The sequence below is a fragment of the Acidimicrobiia bacterium genome, from assembly GCA_040878325.1.
In the GTDB taxonomy this organism is placed as follows: domain Bacteria; phylum Actinomycetota; class Acidimicrobiia; order Spongiisociales; family UBA11373; genus JAUYIV01.
This window is the reverse complement of the sequence record JBBDMM010000016.1, coordinates 156,325-172,559: the sequence shown is the minus strand read 5'-3', so window position 1 is coordinate 172,559 and position 16,235 is coordinate 156,325. Positions and strand designations below refer to the sequence as shown.

The 16,235-nt window shown below is 66.9% G+C and carries 17 protein-coding genes; 10 read left to right on the top strand and 7 right to left on the bottom strand.

Annotated features, from left to right (window positions below; all coding sequences use genetic code 11):
- Positions 1 to 49 precede the first annotated feature (49 nt).
- Genes WD184_09755 through WD184_09730 form a run of 6 tightly spaced genes read left to right on the top strand, consistent with a single transcriptional unit; the run spans position 50 to position 4,626 of the window.
- Positions 50 to 535 (top strand): cation:proton antiporter regulatory subunit, encoded by a 486-nt coding sequence (locus WD184_09755; GenBank protein ID MEX0827017.1) that lies wholly within the window; start codon positions 50 to 52, stop codon positions 533 to 535.
- A 2-nt stretch (positions 536 to 537) separates the two neighbouring features.
- Positions 538 to 1,713: a cation:proton antiporter gene (locus WD184_09750; GenBank protein MEX0827016.1), complete on the top strand. Its 1,176-nt coding sequence runs from the start codon at positions 538 to 540 to the stop codon at positions 1,711 to 1,713.
- Between the two features lie 51 nt (positions 1,714 to 1,764).
- Entirely contained in the window at positions 1,765 to 2,766 is a 1,002-nt protein-coding gene (locus tag WD184_09745; GenBank protein ID MEX0827015.1) for an SRPBCC family protein, read from the top strand.
- Positions 2,763 to 3,197, top strand: coding sequence for a hypothetical protein (locus WD184_09740; protein MEX0827014.1), 435 nt, complete (start codon positions 2,763 to 2,765; stop codon positions 3,195 to 3,197). Before WD184_09745 ends, WD184_09740 begins: the two co-directional genes overlap by 4 nt.
- 56 nt (positions 3,198 to 3,253) lie before the next feature.
- The gene (locus WD184_09735) at positions 3,254 to 3,571 is read left to right on the top strand and encodes a hypothetical protein (GenBank protein ID MEX0827013.1); all 318 of its coding nucleotides are present in this window, start codon (positions 3,254 to 3,256) and stop codon (positions 3,569 to 3,571) included.
- 11 nt (positions 3,572 to 3,582) lie between these two features.
- On the top strand, positions 3,583 to 4,626 hold the full coding sequence (locus tag WD184_09730; GenBank protein MEX0827012.1) for a hypothetical protein: 1,044 nt from the start codon (positions 3,583 to 3,585) through the stop codon (positions 4,624 to 4,626).
- Positions 4,627 to 4,642: 16 nt separating this feature from the next.
- On the opposite strand, the gene WD184_09725 is transcribed toward WD184_09730, so the two are convergent.
- Entirely contained in the window at positions 4,643 to 5,959 is a 1,317-nt protein-coding gene (locus WD184_09725) for a PQQ-dependent sugar dehydrogenase (protein MEX0827011.1), read from the bottom strand.
- A complete protein-coding gene (locus tag WD184_09720; protein ID MEX0827010.1) occupies positions 5,956 to 6,885 on the bottom strand; it encodes a DMT family transporter in 930 nt (309 codons plus the stop codon). Before WD184_09720 ends, WD184_09725 begins: the two co-directional genes overlap by 4 nt.
- Before the next feature lie 174 nt (positions 6,886 to 7,059).
- Here WD184_09720 and WD184_09715 point away from each other — a divergent pair, with 174 nt between their 5' ends.
- Positions 7,060 to 8,751, top strand: coding sequence for an LCP family protein (locus WD184_09715; protein ID MEX0827009.1), 1,692 nt, complete (start codon positions 7,060 to 7,062; stop codon positions 8,749 to 8,751).
- 215 nt (positions 8,752 to 8,966) lie between these two features.
- Here the strand turns inward: WD184_09715 and WD184_09710 are convergent, their stop codons facing one another.
- Positions 8,967 to 9,935: a hypothetical protein gene (locus WD184_09710; GenBank protein ID MEX0827008.1), complete on the bottom strand. Its 969-nt coding sequence runs from the start codon at positions 9,933 to 9,935 to the stop codon at positions 8,967 to 8,969.
- Positions 9,936 to 10,038: 103 nt separating this feature from the next.
- Between WD184_09710 and WD184_09705 the strand changes: the two genes are divergently transcribed.
- From WD184_09705 to WD184_09695, 3 genes are read left to right on the top strand one after another with little or no spacing between them, the layout of a single operon-like run.
- Positions 10,039 to 10,629, top strand: a complete 591-nt coding sequence (locus tag WD184_09705) for a DUF3105 domain-containing protein (GenBank protein ID MEX0827007.1) — start codon at positions 10,039 to 10,041, stop codon at positions 10,627 to 10,629.
- Between the two features lie 3 nt (positions 10,630 to 10,632).
- The gene (locus tag WD184_09700; protein MEX0827006.1) at positions 10,633 to 11,805 is read left to right on the top strand and encodes a hypothetical protein; all 1,173 of its coding nucleotides are present in this window, start codon (positions 10,633 to 10,635) and stop codon (positions 11,803 to 11,805) included.
- Positions 11,802 to 12,356: a hypothetical protein gene (locus WD184_09695; protein ID MEX0827005.1), complete on the top strand. Its 555-nt coding sequence runs from the start codon at positions 11,802 to 11,804 to the stop codon at positions 12,354 to 12,356. Before WD184_09700 ends, WD184_09695 begins: the two co-directional genes overlap by 4 nt.
- A 60-nt stretch (positions 12,357 to 12,416) precedes the next feature.
- Here WD184_09695 and WD184_09690 read toward each other — a convergent pair whose 3' ends face one another.
- The 4 genes from WD184_09690 to WD184_09675 all read right to left on the bottom strand — a co-directional run bounded on the left by WD184_09690 (position 12,417) and on the right by WD184_09675 (position 16,203).
- Positions 12,417 to 14,237: a VanW family protein gene (locus tag WD184_09690; protein MEX0827004.1), complete on the bottom strand. Its 1,821-nt coding sequence runs from the start codon at positions 14,235 to 14,237 to the stop codon at positions 12,417 to 12,419.
- A gap of 75 nt (positions 14,238 to 14,312) precedes the next feature.
- Complete coding sequence (gene bcp, locus WD184_09685) at positions 14,313 to 14,771, bottom strand: thioredoxin-dependent thiol peroxidase (protein ID MEX0827003.1); 459 nt, start codon at positions 14,769 to 14,771, stop codon at positions 14,313 to 14,315.
- A complete protein-coding gene (gene rlmN, locus WD184_09680; GenBank protein MEX0827002.1) occupies positions 14,768 to 15,847 on the bottom strand; it encodes a 23S rRNA (adenine(2503)-C(2))-methyltransferase RlmN in 1,080 nt (359 codons plus the stop codon). Before rlmN ends, bcp begins: the two co-directional genes overlap by 4 nt.
- Entirely contained in the window at positions 15,844 to 16,203 is a 360-nt protein-coding gene (locus WD184_09675) for a helix-hairpin-helix domain-containing protein (protein ID MEX0827001.1), read from the bottom strand. Before WD184_09675 ends, rlmN begins: the two co-directional genes overlap by 4 nt.
- Positions 16,204 to 16,235 lie beyond the last annotated feature (32 nt).

Below are 16,235 nucleotides of genomic sequence, written 5' to 3'. Positions count from 1 at the left end.
ATCGCCGAGTCGCCATAATCGGGCAGCCAGGCGACGCCGGAGGTCCCCCTTGACGGAAATCGAGAGAACCAACCTGCCCGGGGTCGGAACCCGGTTCGAGTTCACCACCGGGGACGGCAGGCGGATCGGAGTCATCCATCATCGCTCCGGGCGGCGCGAGGTGTTCGTGTGCCCAGAACACGATCCCGACACCCCGATCGTGACACTGGATCTCTCCGACGACGAGGCCCATGACCTCGTCGACCTCCTCGGTGGGTCTCGTGTGGTGGAGAACCTCTCCCAACTGCAGCATCAGATCGAGGGGTTGGCGATCGACTGGCTGACCATCGACCCGCACGCCAAGTACGTGGGGCGAACCATCGGCGATGCTCGCATCCGAACTCGCACCGGTGTCTCCGTCGTTGCGGTGCTCCGCGGTGAGGACCCTCATCCGGCCCCCGGACCCGAGTTCCGGATGGAGGCCGACGATGTGCTCGTCGTGGTCGGCACCTCCGAGGGCATCTCCGGCGTCCGCGAGATTCTTCGGTCGGGCTGAAGGTGCACGAGGGGGCACTCCTCTTACTCGAGCTGGGGGGAATCGTCCTCGGCCTCGGGTTGCTGGGCCGACTCGCCGCCCGGTTCGGATTCTCCCCGATCCCGCTCTACCTGATCGGCGGCCTCGCCATCGGCGATGGGGGGATTGCCCCGATCGTCATCTCTGAGGACTTCATCGAGATCGGCGCCGAGATCGGGGTGGTGCTGCTCCTCCTGATGCTCGGGCTCGAATTCACCGGCCGCGAGCTGGTGTCGAGCGTTAGGTCGACCGCCCCGGTCGGGTTCACCGACCTCGCGATCAATGCCGCCCCCGGTCTCATCGGCGGGTTGGTGCTGGGCCTCGGGCCCACTGGTGCGTTGTTCCTCGGCGGGGTCACCTACATCTCATCATCGGGCGTCATCGCCAAGTTGATCTCCGATCTCGGGTGGCTTGCCAACCGCGAAACGCCGGCTGTGCTCTCGTTGCTTGTCTTCGAAGACCTGGCGATGGCCGTGCTACTGCCCGTGCTCGGTGCCATCGCCATCGGCGGTGAGTTCAGCGGCGTCGTCCTGGCGGCGACGGCTGCCCTGGTGGCCGTCGCGCTGATCCTGGCGATCGGCGCTCGTCACGGCGATCGGATCAGCCGGGCAATGTTCTCGTCTTCCGATGAGGTGAACCTGCTCACCCTGCTCGGCATCACCCTGCTTGTCGCCGGAGCGGCCGAGCGCCTCAGTGTCTCGGCAGCAGTCGGGGCATTTCTGGTTGGGATCGGGGTCTCCGGCGAGGCCGTCGGGCGCGCCCGGACCCTGTTGGCCCCCCTCCGTGACCTGTTCGCTGCGGTCTTCTTCGTGTTCTTCGGCATCCAGACGGACCCGCGCGCTCTCCCGCCGATTGCCTTCGCGGTACTCGCGCTCGCGGTGGCATCGTCCGTGACCAAGCTCCTCGTGGGTTGGTGGGCGGCTGCCCGGGTCGGCGCGGGCCGGTCGGCGCGACTCCGTGCCGGGGTGCTGCTGGTGGCGCGCGGCGAGTTCTCGATCGTGATCGCGGGCCTCGGACTGGCCGCCGGGGTCGATGAACGCCTCGGCCTGCTGGCCGTCGGGTACGTGCTGGTCACGGCGGTGGTCGGCCCCGTCGCCGCCAAGATCGTCGACAGCCGGTCGGTATCCCGGCCAGGCCCGCGGTCGGTCGGGGAGCACTGAGGGGCTCCGCCTCCGCGAAATGGGCAGAATGACATCACCCGAAGGAGAAATGTGACGGTTTATGCCCTTCCGGCGTCGTGGTACGGGGATGCCGGGGTCCATGAACGTGAGCGTCTCGCCGTATGGGCGCGGGAGTGGTTGGTGTTCGCCCCGTCCGCCCGGCTTTCTGCGCCGGGCCGCTTCGTGGCATCCACGATCGCCGGCTGGCCGATCTTCGTCGTCGTCGCCCCGGACGGGTCGTTGCGAGGATTTCACAACGTATGCGCCCACCGCGCGGGACCCATCGTGCCCGACGGTCACGGGTCGGCGGGGAACCTGGTGTGCCGATATCACGGGTGGGCCTACGACTGGGACGGCTCGTTGCGCAACCCCCGGGACTTCGGGGATGAGCCGCCCCCCGCCGGGCTGGGCCTACCGCCGATCCGGGTGGAACAGTGGCGGAATCTCATCTGGGTCTGTCTCGACCCGGGCGCCCCGCCCCTGAGCGAGGCACTCGGCGGTTTCGCCGATCAATGCGCCGAGTTCCCGATGGAGGAGTTCGAATTCACCCACGAGCAGACGCGGGTCCTCGCCTGCAACTGGAAGACGTATGTCGACAACTACCTCGAGGGCTATCACATCCCCATCGTGCATCCCGAGCTCAGCCGGGAAATCGACCTGCGGCGCTACTCGGTGGAGGTATTCGCCGATGGCGGGTATTGCCTCCATTCGGCTCCGGCACGAGACGGGGCGGTGAACGCCGGTCGCTGGTTGTTCCGCTACCCAAACCTCGCCCTCAACGTCTATGCCGACGGCATGAACGTCGAGCGGATCCTCCCCGACGGCCCTCACCGCACCCGGGTGGTCTACGAGTACTTCTTCCGCGATCCCGACGACCCCGCCAATGAGGAGGCGGTGAAGATCTCGGGAGTCACCCTCGATCAGGATCAGGCGATCTGCGAGGCGGTGCAGCGGAACCTCGACGCCGGGATCTACCAATCCGGCCCGCTGAGTGTCAAGCACGAGGGGGCGCTCGGTTGGTTCCAGGCGCGGCTACAAGAGGCCGTGGAGTGAACCGTTACGAGCACACTCAGCGGTCCTTCCTGCTGCACTGGATCATGGTCCCGCTGTTGGTGGTCGTCTTGGGGGGTGTTGTTCTGGAGGGGGCGCCGCTGTGGGCGTGGCTGCTGATCGCGGTCTACCTCGTGGCCCTGTCATGGGTGACGGTCACCTTCTCGATGCTCACGGTGCTGGTGGACGTCGAGCAGATCCGGGTGTACTTCGGGCGCGGCTGGCCCCGCAAGACCATTTCCCGGGCCGACATCGTCTCGGTTCGGCCGGTGCGGAACGAGTGGTGGCACGGGCTCGGCATCCGGTGGATCCGCCGCGGGGCTCTATGGAACGTCTGGGGGCGCGACGCGGCCGAGCTACAACTCCGGTCGGAAAGGGTGTTCCGGGTGGGAACCGACGACGTCGACGCATTGGTTGCGGCGCTGCTTCTCTGAGCCGACCCCCGGAGGCCGCCGGGGCCGCTACGGTTGAGACGGAGGGGAGGCACGAAATGCACGATCACTTGCGGCCAGTCGAGCGGCGGGTGCTCGCGATGCGGGCCGACGGCCATAGTCTCGAAGACATCGGGGCGGCCTTCCGGCGGAGCCCGGACCATATCGGTCGGATCATCGAATGGTCGGCAATTCCTCGCAGCGGGCCGCCACCAAACCTCAAGTCGCGGGCGCTCGAGAACCGGGTGCTCTCCTTCCGCGGCTCGGGTGCGAGCCACGCCGAGATTGCCGATCGGTTCAACAAGACTCCGGCGTTCATCAAGCAAGTCGAGGGGCTGGCTCACTTTCGGAGGGCCCTGGAACTGCTCACTCCCTGACCATGTCATCCATGCGCCCGGGTGGCGCGATCATCGGCTTGCTGTTCGCCCTGGTGGCGACCGCATGCGCGGATGAGAGCGCGTCGAGCACCACCACCTCGTCGGTACCGATCACCACCGGGTGCGACCCCACCGTTGGGCCCGTGCCCGCGCCGGAGGAACCGTTCCGGGGCTTCTCCCTGTCGCCGGTCGACTACGAGGGGAACAGCCTTGTCGAGTTCCTCGAAACGGCGGCCGCCAACGGCGAAGCCATCGAACGGGTCGGCGACATCCTCGAGTGGGAGGAGCCACCCAGCTCGGGCCTGGCGGTGGTCGACGGACTCGCTGCGAAATACGGGTACTTTCCCCTCAGCATCACCGGGGTCTTCAATGTCGACGACGGCGTGCTGCTCCGTCTGATCGACGATGAGACCTTCGATCGCTATGTCACGGCCGCGCGCTCGTATGCGGCCAATTGCCGGCCGCCGTATCTGGGGTTGGGGGTCGAGATCGACAGCCAATGGCGGCTTCGCCCCCAGGACTTCGACCGATTCGCCGAGCTGTTCGCGGCGGTGGCGGTCGCCGTCGACGAAGTGTCACCCGACACGGAGATGTTCACCTCGTTCCAGCTCGAGAGGATCTCGGGCATGCTCGGTGGGCTGTTCGGCGGGGTCAACGACCCCGAACTCGCCTTATGGACCCTGATCGATCGCTTCCCGGATGCCGACATCATCGCCTTCACCACCTATCCCGGGCTGGTCTTCAGCGACCCGGCCGAGATTCCCGAGGATTACTACAGCCGACTCAACGACTACGCCGGTGGGCGCCGGATCGCCTTCACCGAGATGGGCTGGCAATCGGCCGGTGAATATGGCGCGTACTCGGGCTCCGAGGAGAAGCAGTTGGCGTTCGTCACCCGGTTCCACGAGTTGATCGAAGACGCCGACGTCGCCTTCTACATCTGGTCGTTCCTCTACGACCAGCAAGTGCAGGGGCCGTTCGCCTCGATGGGCCTGGTCGATCGCGCCCTCCGCCCCAAAGCCGCCTGGTGGGAGTGGCAGTCGCAGGGGGGATGACCGAACGGCGCGTCGCTCAGCGCTCGGGCACCAGCCTCATAAGCGAGCCGGTCCAGGTGGTGACGAGCAGCTCGCCGTCGGAGTCGACTCCGAATGAGGTGACCTGGCCGACATCCTCCAATCCCCAGTCGGTGACCTCGCCCGCCTCGCCGTTCTCGTAGCGGAACGACCGGATGAAACCGGAACACCAATCGCTGAAGAAGAAGTGGCCGCTCAGCTCGGGCATGGCTGCACCCCGATACACGTACCCCGCCGTCATCGAGCAGTGGCCGCCGTCGTGATTGACCTGGATGACCGGCATCTCCATGCCGTCCATTTGGCAGTCCGACGCGGGCGACCAGCACATCGTCCCTTCCATCTCGGGCCACCCAAAGTTGTAACCGGCCGGCGCGAGTGGGACCACGTTCACTTCTTCCCAGGTCGACTGGCCGACATCGCCGATGTACATGAGTTGGTCGACCGGGTCGATGGCGAACCGCCACGGGTTACGCAGCCCGATCGCCCAGGTCTCGGGCGCGCCTGACCCGTCCGCCCACGGGTTGTCACCGGGGGTGCCATAGGGCGAGGCAGAGTCGACATCGATTCGGAGGATTGCCCCCTTCAGCGTGTCGGGATTCTGCGGGTTGATCGAGAACTCGCCGTTGTCGCCCGACGCGATGTAGAGGTATCCATCCGGTCCGAATTGCATCATGCCGGCGTTGTGGCGGTGCTCGCCCGCGGCGAGGCGGTCCACCTTGAGGACAAGCTTCTCGCTGGTTGGATCGGCGACGCCGTTGGCGTTCACCCGGTACTCGATCAGCACGGCATCGAAGTCGAGGTCGGTGTAGTAGATGAATGCGCGGCGGTTGGTCTCGAAGTCGGGATGGAACGCCAACCCCAGCAGGCCCACCTCGATCCCGGCATTGGCGTGGGTCTTGTTCACCACGTCGAGAAAGAGGGTCGAATCGACCTGACCCGTGCCCGGATCGACCCGTTTGATACGGCCACCCCGCTCGACGACGAGCAGGATGTCCTCGCCGGGCATCGCGATCGGAAACACGGGCTGGGCGAACCCTTCGGCGATCGTCTGGAGGCCGATGCCGGTGAGTGGCGAGGCGGGCAGCGTGGTCGAGGCGCCGGGGAGGGTGGTGGCCCCACCGTCGGGGAGGGTGGTTGCGGTCCCGTCGGGAAGGGTCGTACCCGACGGGTCGCCCGCGGTCGAGGTGGTGGCGGCTACCGATGGACCTTTTCCGGCGAAGGGATCTTGGAACATCAGGGACCAGACGATCGCCGCGGTCGCCAGCGCGATGAGGGCGAGGTAGAGGACATTCGCGCGGCCCAATGGCGTGCTCACCCTGGTTCCCTCCTGCTCAAGAGCCATCCACCGGACACTGCCACCGCGACACCGAGTAGCTGCACCGGCTCGACCGCCTCGCCTCTCACCATCACTCCGAGCCCCAGTGCGACCACCGGGATCAGGTACCCGGCAATGGTCCCTCTGTTGGCCCCGACCCTACCGACCAGTGTCAGGTGCATCACGCGCGCCCAACCGGTCCCGAGGACACCCAGCGCGACGACGGAGAGTACCGGCACCCACGAGAACGAGGAACGAGCGAGGCCGGCGACCCCGAGCGGAGTGAGGACGGCGGCGGCTGCCACCTGTGCCCAGAACATCGTGGCGAGGGCGCCGTGGCGCTGGGTGAGGGGCGGGTACAACTGATTGGCGAACCCGTATCCGAATACCGCCACCAACACCAGGAGGATCCCCAGGACCGAGGCGCCGGCCCCGGTGACGTCAGGTATGGAGAGCATCACGACCCCGAGGAGGCCGATGAGTACTCCCCAACGCTGCGGGCGAGACGGCAGCGCCCGGTCGATGCCCACTCCGATCAATACCGTGGCCAGCGGAGTGGCGCTCACCAGCATCCCGGCGACGGCTGACGACACCCATTGCTCCGCCAGGGCAAAGAGGAGGGCCGGCATGCCGACGCCTGCGAATGCCACCGCGGCGATCCGGGGCCAGTCGCCGCGAGGAATCGGGCGCCGGGCCGCCGGCAGCAGTCCGAGGGCCGCCACCCCAAGCACGAGGCGAGCCCAGGCGATCGTGCCCGGGGCGATGGTCTCGAGCCCCTCGGCGATGAACAGGAACGATGCTCCCCAGATGAGAGAGGTCCCGGCCAACAGGACCCAATCGACTGCGCCATAGGCCTCGGTGCGGGTCCCGGCTCCGGTCACGAGGACGCGTCGCGTCAGGTCGCGAGAAGGAGATGGTTCGGTCACCGAGTGCGACGGTAACGGTTCCTGACGCATCGGGCGCTGCCACCGGGGCTCGGGGGTCGTAGACCTAGAACCGTCGTATCGTTGGCATGTTCTGGCGGGAACTCGAACGGCCCGGCAGAGCGTCGTAATCGTTGCGGGATCGTCTTCGAAGACTCGATGAGCCTTGGAGGGGCAGTGGCCAAACCCACGGACGACCAACCCGACGAGGCGTCCGGCGCCGAGGAGGCGCCTCTGGTCGAGGCTGAGGCCGCCGACGATGCACCGCCGGCCGACAACTCGTTGTCGCGCACGTGGATTCCGGATCGGTGGCGGGGGGTCGCCGCGGCGGCGCTGTCGCTGATCGTTCCCGGGTCGGGTCACCTGTTCCTTCGGAAGTGGCGCCGGGCCGCACCGTTCCTCGCGGGCAGCCTGGTCGTGTTGCTGACCGCCTTCTACTTCTACGGCAGGGGCACGATCGGGCTCCTCGGCCTCCTGGTGCAGCCGAAATGGGTCTGGGGCCTGGTGATCGCCAACCTGGTCATCGCGGCGCTACGGGTCGTTGCCGCGGTGGACGCATATCGGCTGGCACCTGCGTTCGAGACGCGTTCCCAGAACTGGGCTGTCCTCGTTCGCGGCGGAATCGCCACCGTCCTGGTGCTGTTCCTGGTGGTGCCGCACGTCTTCGTGGGTGAGCGGGCCAGCGCCCTGCTCACCTTGCTGGACCGGGTGTTCGTCGACGACGCCCAGGCGGCCGCCGCGGAGATCCGGGTGAGGGTCGCCGCCGATGCCGCTCGATTCGGTGGTTCGGTTTCGGCCACCACCACCACCGTTCCGCCGTCGACGACGACGACCCTCCCGCGGGGGACGATTCCCACCGGGGGAGTCGAATTTGGAGAACTCCCGGACCCGACGCTGTCACCTACCGCCAACACCCGAGTCACGGTGCTGCTCGCTGGTGGAGACGCCGGGCCGGGGCGAACCGGTCTGCGGACCGACGTGATGATGCTCGCCTCACTCGACCTCGCGACCAACCAGGCATCGATCATCAGCATCAGCCGGGAAACCGTTGGCTGGCTGCTGCCCACGTCGCTGCAGGGCGAGTACCAGTCCAAGCAGGACTACCTCTTCAACCTCGCAAAGCTTGCCGAGGAGAACGGCTCGACCCAGGCGACGGACCCGGAGCCCGAAGAACGGCCCCGCCAGATCTGGCTCGATCGCATCAATGCGGTGTATCCATCGTCGACCTCATTCACCAATCGGTACCCCAACGGGGTCAGCCCGGGAATGGAGGCCCTGATCGACGTCATCGAGGCGACCCTGGCGATCCCGATCGACTACTACGTGTTGGTCGACTTTGCCGGCTTCGTCGACGTGATCGACGCGATCGGTGGCGTGACGGTGACCGTGCGTTCATCGATGAACGTTCTCTTCTCGCCGGCCAAACCCGGTGACGAGGAGTTCATGCTCGAACTGAGTCCGGGGCGACAGCGCATGGACGGCCGGACCGCCCTCGCCTACGCCCGCAACCGCAGCGATTCCAACGACATCGTGCGGACCCGACGTCAGCGCTGTCTCATCCGTGAGGTGGCGGCCCAGGCCGACGCGTATCGAATCCTGCGGGAATTCCCTCGCCTGGCCACCACGATCGAGCGCCATGTGACCACCAACATCCCCCTGCGAGTGTTGCCCGACCTGATCACGCTCGTGGCCGCCCTCGACACCGACGACATCACCACCGGGGCCATCGAACAGGGCAACCTCGCCCCCAAGCGCAACTACCGGTTCCTGCCCGTCATCGACCCCGACCGGGCGCGCGCCTACATCCGCCAGGTGTTCGCCGGCCTGGAAACCGGATCCTCACCCCTGAGTACCGAGGAGTGTGGGTAGGGCCGGGCTTCGCCCGGCTTTGCGATAGGAGGCCAGCTTCGCTTCCTCCGCGATTGGGCCTCGCTCCGCTCGGCCCGCGATGGGCGAAACCCGGCCAATCGCCAATCGCCAATCGCCAATCGCCGGAGGCTGCCGCAGGCAGCCGACCAAACAGACACGCCCCCGGTCTCTGGCCCGGGGGCGTGTCTCGAGTTGGTGGCCGCGTGGGCGGCCCCTTACTCCGCTGTGGGGGAATCTACCCCTCCGAACACGATCTCGTCCAGAGCGCGGGAGAGTTCGGCGTGGAGGGGGTCGATCGAGTCGGCGGACCAGGTTGCGGGCTCTCCCCGCAGGAACGAGGTGTGGTCGTCCCGGTTGTCGAAGCGGGAGAACGGCAACAAGTGGGTATCCCCGCCGCCCGCCACCGCGATCGTCCCTGGCTCGGGCGAGGAGGCGGCGAGCCAGTCGATGTCATCCACGCCGTAATCGCCGCGCATCACCCGCTCGGGTACGCCGTGGTGGAGGATGGAGGCATCGCCCTCGGGCCCGGGGAGGGCGCGCTCCCGGTTGCGCCGGCGGCTCTCTTCCGGGGTGACCCATACATAGAGGATCGACGCCCGCCGCAGGATCTCCGGGGACAGCGCCGCGAGCGAGTGCTCGTAGCCGAAGGGGAACGGCAGCGGTGGGTGGGATCCCTCCGGTCCGCCTCGGGCGAACTCGATGAGGATCGTCGAATTTCGCATCGATTCCGCCGCGAGTCCGGGTAGTGCATCGGCGAGTGCGGCGGCATCGTCGGCGGTGGCCCGCTCGAGGTCCTCGCTGCGAGCAAAGGGAGAGGCGATCCCGGCGAGGCGGCGGGCGGCCTGAAAACGATCGAGCAAGTGGCCCGGGTCGTCGCGTCGAGGGTTCGTGGAATCCAAGGCGGCGAAGTCCTGGTTGATCAGGTGGATCAAAGTCAGCCAATCTCGCGGGTCGGTGAATGGTGTCTGGTCTGATTCGAAGAAGGCCGGTGCCAGGCCAAGGCGGCGCTGCCCCTCGGAGATCCGGCGCATGAGGTGCACATAGGGGTAGTCGTCGAGCTGGATCGTCGGGCCAAGATGTATCTGGTCCCGGCGGGGGCCGAGGTGCTCGATGTAGCGGCGGAGCTCCGACTTTCCCGAGGCGGGCAGCGCCAGGAGCAGCAGCACGTCGATGGTCGATGGCATCTCGTGATACTCGCAGATCGGTCCTGCGTCCCGACCCGGTGGGGAGGGATACGCATTTGCGCCGGGATGTCGTAGATTGGCACCCGTTCAGGACCGGAGGACCATGGGCAACGCACCGAAACCACGCCGCAACGTGCAGGAACGCCGCGTCGCGTCCTCGACCCAAGCGTCGGGTGGCAGGCCCTGGCTCAAGTACATCATGGGCGTGGGGATCGTGGCGATTCTCGTTGGCATCGTGATCTACATCTCTGCCGATGTTTCCGGGAATCCCCAGGGGGTCGCCGAGCCGCCTCCCGGTACCGAGGTTTTCGTGATCGAGGAGTTCGCCCACACGGTCGAGCCGGTCACCTACGCCCAGAACCCCCCCGTTGGCGGGCCTCACCACCCCGAGTGGTTGGCGTGTCGGGTGTATACCGCCCCGGTGAGGAACGAGAACGCGGTTCACGCTATGGAGCACGGGGCGATATGGATCGCCTACGACCCGGACCTCGACGAGGGCGACATCGACGATCTCGAGGGTTTCGGTCGCCGACGCGAGGTGATCGTGAGCCCCTATCCGGGAATGGACTCCGCGGTGGCGGTGTCGGCCTGGGGGAGACAGCTCAAGCTCGACAGCGTGGATACGGATCTGATCGACCAGTTCTATCGGGCGTTCCAGGATCGGACCGCCCCGGAGACCGCAGCCAGCTGCTGATCTGTGTTTCGCAGACGCCTGGCACTCCACTTCTCCGTATTGATCGTCGGTGCTGCGGTGATACGGGTCGGGGTGATTCCGGCTGAGGTGTGCCCGCCGATCGACGGTGCCACTGCCTCGAGGGCCATTGACGATGCGGTGCGCTGGATCGTCACCGGCATGGGCCCAGAGGGGCGGTACACCTACGGCTATCACCGTGGCGAGGACCAGGTGAACCCTGGCTACAACGGTCCGCGCCACGCCGGCGTGACGATGTCGCTCTATCAGGCTCATGCCTTCACCGGTTCGAGTGAGGCGCTGGCCGGAGCGGACCGGGCGCTCGAGTTCGCACTCCAGGGGATGTTCACGCACGGGGACTTCGTGGCGTGGGACGTGCTCGGTGAGGTGAACACCGGCGCAAATGGGTTGCTTCTCGCCGCCCTGGCGATCCGTCGTGAGGCCACCGGCGACCCGCGCCATGATGAGTTGATGCGGGGCATCGGCCGCTTCCTCCTCGTACAGCAGTACCCCGATGGCAGTGTGAGTGGCTATTGGCACCGTTCGACCGGCACTTCTGATCCGACCTTCGGCACCTATTCGACCGGGGAGGCCTCGTGGGCGCTGGCCCTGCTCGATCACGCCTTCCCCGGCGAGGGTTGGGGCGAAGCCGCCGCCCGGACGGTCGACTACATGGCGACGGACCGGGACCGCCGCGAAGGGCGGCTGACCCGTCTGCCCGATCACTGGGCGGCCTACACGATCTCCGAGCTGCGGCCGGATCTGCTCACCGAGGAGCGGGTGGACTACGCCCGGCAGCTGGCCGGCTACTTCGGAATGCGCCTCCGCTTCGAGGCGCAGCGGCGGGGCGACGGGATCAACCTGGCATTGCGTTGGTTCCCCGGGCCTCCCGCCGGCGTCGGTACCGCCGGCGAGGGCATCGGTGCGCTGTGGACCATCGGGGACGATCCCCGGCTGGCCGACCTGCAGCCCAACATCGAAGAGCGCATGCTCTGCACGGCCGGATTCATGGCACAGCGGCAGGTCACTGCGTCGGAGGCGGCGGACGCGCTTCGGCCCGACCTCCAGCGAGGCGCCTGGTTCTACCGCGGCTACACCCAGATGGACGACCAGCAGCACGTGCTCTCGTCGCTGCTCTACGCACTGACCCTGATCGAGTCGAGGGAGGATGGACGATGAGCGATGTGTTGCTGGTGGTGGCGCTGATGGCGGCAGTCAATCCCCTTCGGTCGCGCATCGCGCTGCCCGAGGACGGGCGCGGCCGGGTGCGCCCGTCCGTGATCGCGGTCGCGTTCGCCGTATCGCTCGGAGCGGTCGCGCTCCTGGGTTGGTGGTCGGCGCCGATCCTGCGGACGCTCGAGGTCACTCCCGAGACATTCCGGATCGCCGCCGGTCTGGTGGCAATCCTCGCTGGGGCGTGGGCCTTCGTCGTCCCGACACCGGCGGCCGAGCCGGAGTCGGGCGGATGGCGCGATGGGCTGTGGCCGGTCGCCTTCCCGCGCCTGCTGGCTCCCGAGGTGCTGATGCTGGCGTTGGCAGGGGCGACCCAGAATGGCGTGGCTGCGACGGCCGGCGCAGCCGCCGCTGCGCTGGCGGCTTTCGGTCTCCTCGGCGCCGTGCCTAGCGGAGGCCGGACAAGTCGGGTCTTCGCCGCCGCGGGTCGCGTGCTGGCGGTGTTGCTGGTGCTCGTCGGGATCTTCTTGATGATCGACGGGATCCGTGATGTCTGAGGCGATCGCCTTTATCGGGACCCGTCCAACGGCGCGGCAACCCTCAGCACTGCTGGAGGATCACGGGTCGTCGGGCGGGTCGCAGTTGGGGTGGTTGTCGTTCCACTCCCTGATGGTGTAGTAGCCGGTGTAGTGCCAGGACCATGTCTCGGTGGTCTTGGTGCCGTCCGGATGCGTGATGTAGCGATACACGTCCACCGACCATCCACCGGTACCGCTCTGGACCGTGACGGCGGTGGAAGGGCTGCAACCTGCCGGCCCGCTCGGCACCAAAGAGGAATTCTTGCGGATGACGGGGCCACGGGCGCTCGTGTGGTTGTAGCGGTTGGACAGCCCTGCTTCGACCACCAGCCCACCGTTGTCACCGTAGATCTTGGCAGTGATCTCGGTGGGGGTGTGGGTGGTGCGGACGATGATGGCGTTCTCGGTGTTGTTGCGGAAAATCAAGTTGGGGTTCTGCCATCCGAGTGTGGCCTCTCGTCCTTCCGGGTACCGGCTGAACCAGATCGAGTGCGGGGTATGGGCCACGTCCTCGAGGCCGGCGAAGAAGGCGGCGTTGTACATCGTGGTCGTGAACTGGCTGCTGCCGCCCCCGATGCAGACGGCTCCCTCCTCCACCAACTCGCCCCCGACGATGGCCCCGGCGCATCGATAGCCCTTTTCGGTGGTGCGCTGGCCGACGATCTCGTTGAGGTTGAACTCCTCGCCCGGCATGATCACGACCCCGTCGACCGCGTCGGCGATCAATTGGATGTTCACGACCCGGTTCGCGCAGCAGGCGTGGTAGGTGGTGAACTCGCCGATGAGTTCCTTGATTCCGAGTGCGTCCGCATCCTCAGTGGAGAATTCGGCCTCGCGCCCCTCCCGGTAAGGGAGCACTCCCGCCCGGGTGCCATCCGCGATCGCCGTCTCCAGGGCCACCGTCAGCAGGTCGGGGTCGGGTTCTCTGACCGGAATGCTGGGAACGACCGTCACTTCATCCGTCTCGACATCGATCAGGATCTCGGCATCGACGGGCTCGGTCTCGACGGCGGGTCCCAGCGCGCTGAGGAAGGTGGCGATCGGGTTGCGGTCGAAGGAGAACTCGAACTCGGGGTCGTCGGCCTCCTCGTCGAGGGTCACCTGGAGTGCCGCCGCGAGCACCCGGGGGGGAATGACCACCGAGGTCCCCAACTCGGCGTTGGTGAAAGTGACCTCGTCGGCGATGATCTGTTGAGCCTCGATCACCGCTTCGTCGACGTCGTCGTCGGTGACCTTCGGTTGGAGGAATCGGGTGGGCAGGGTGACCACCGCGCGATCAGGATCGGCGAGGGCGGCGGTGAGCAGGTCGACCGCGGTGGCGATTTCGATGCCGGTTCCCGGCGATGGGTAGGTGTACTCGACGTTTCCATTGACCACCCGCACCTCGCCCTGATCGGCCGGGTCGTCGATGCCTTCGACCTCCCATGTCGAGATGATGTCGACGAGGGCCGATCGATCGAAGTCGTAGGCAAGCGTCAGGTCGGCGTCGTCGCCGGTGAATCGGCCGAGCCACCAGCCGAACTGGTTGGCGACATTTCCCGACCGGCCATTGGACATCGCGATGTCGACCAGATCCCGCTCCCTGATGTCGAAGCTCACTTCGGCGGGATCCAGGAAGAACTCATGACCGTCGACCTCGACTTGAACGGGCGAGGCGAGAAGGTCCGCCTCCAGGTCTTCGAGGCGGGAGCGGGCGGCCCGTTCGTCGAGCCCGCCGAGATTCACTCCCACGACCTCGACGTCGCCGAGGATCTCGCCGGCGTTGGTGAGGCGGTCCACGCCGAAGACGACGGCGATGAGCGTCAGCGCCGAAGCGGCGACGAAAAGCGACAACTGGAGCGGGCGGGGAAGGTGATCCATAGGGGAGGGGCCGAGTGTAAACGGGGGGGCGGTTAATCAAGCGCGCATCTTCGCCAGCGGCACTTGCCGCCAGCCTCAAGCGGTGACTTCGCGCAGGATCCTTTCCCCGTGGCCCTTCGCTTTGACGTTGCGCCATGCCTTCTCGATGGACCCGTCCGGCCCGATGACGAAGGTCGAGCGGATGATCCCCTCGTACTCGCGCCCGTAGTTCACCTTCTTGCCCCAGGCCCCGTAGTCACGAGCGGTGGCGTGGTTCGGATCGGATAGCACCGGGAACGGCAGTTGGTGCTCATCACGGAATCGCCCCAGCCGATCGACCGGGTCGGGGCTGATGCCGACGATCTGGTAGCCGGCCTTCGCAAAGGCCTGGTGATTGTCCCTGAAGTCGCAGGCCTGGGTGGTGCATCCCGGCGTGAACGCCTTGGGATAGAAGTAGATGATCAGCCGCTCCCCGGAATAGTCGGCAAGCCGCACCGGTCTGCCGTCCTGGTCGGGCAACTGGAAGGATGGAGCGGGATCGCCCGGCTCGATCATTGAGGGGTCCTCTCGGTTTCTGCCCTGACCCGAAGCTGCCCGCAGGCCGCATCGATTTCGACACCACGGGTGTCGCGGAGAGTCACGGTCGCCCCGTGCCTGGCGACCTCCTCGACGAAGGCCTTGATGCGATGGGCAGGAGGGCGCCGCTGGGGCGCCAGCGGGGTGGGGTTCATGGGAATGATGTTGACATGGGCGTCGAGGTCCTTGGCGATGGCCGCCAGCGCCCGCGCCTGGTGAGCGCTGTCGTTTACGCCGTCCATGAGGGTCCACTCGAGCGATACCCGCCGACCCTTTTTCTCCCGGTACCGCCGGGCAGCGTCGATCAGGTCTGCGATCGGATAGCGCCGGTTGAGCGGGACGAGTTGCTCCCTGAGATGATCGTCGGCCGCGTGGAGGCTCACTGCGAGGGTCACCGGCCACGGCTCGTCGATCAGGCGCAGAATCCCCGGAACCACACCAACCGTCGACACGGTGATCGAACGGCCCGACATTCCGCCGACCTCGATCATCCGCCGAATCGACTCGCGCACGTTCGAGTAGTTGGCGAGTGGCTCACCCATCCCCATGAACACCACGTTGGTGACCCGGTCGGGCGAGCGCGGCATCGGGCGGCTCTTGAGGTGAGCATTGGCGTACGCCACCTGGGCGTAGATCTCGCCGGCGTTGAGGTGGCGCTCGAACCCGAACTGCCCCGTGGCGCAGAAGGTGCATGCCATCGCGCACCCCGCCTGACTGCTGATGCAGAGCGTGGTGCGCCGGGGATAGCCCATGAGCACGGCCTCGATGGCGGCTCCGTCGGAGCAGCGGAACAGCCACTTGACCGTTCGTCCGCCATCACCCGAGCTCTCCCGCTCGACTTGGAACGGCCAGAGCGGGTGGCCCACCTGCTCCCGCACGTTGCGGGGGAGGTTCGTCATCGCGTCGGACGACAGGACGGGGTGGCGGTATAGCCATTCCCTCAGCTGATCGATCCGATATGAAGGCTCGTCGGGGAGGAGACCTCCGAGTTCTTCGGGAGCGGTGAGGTAGGGCGAACCGGAATCGGCGTCGCCCGGTTCAGGATCGACGATCACCGGGCGAGCGTAGACGCCTGCTTCACCCAGGCGGCTGCGGTCTCCTCCCCGACCTCGGCGATCTCCGCCAGCTTGGCGGGGGCGGTGGTGGAGACCGCGGCGAATGTGGTGACGCCGCCATCGATCAGTCGCGCCATATAGACAGGTCCGATTCCCTTGATCTCGGAGAGGTCGTCGGCGTCGTGACTCGATCGCCCCGGCTTGGGCGAAGGGACGACTCGGAACCGGGGCGCCTGCTCACGGGTCACCGGAGTGGTCTCCGGGCCGAGGATCCGGTCCTTGAGGAGCCAGACCATCGCCACCCCGGCGGCGGCGACGCCGACGACGACTCCTCCGATTCGGGTTGCGCGCTGCATACCGCGATTGTACGGCTGCTGAGGATTGTCCG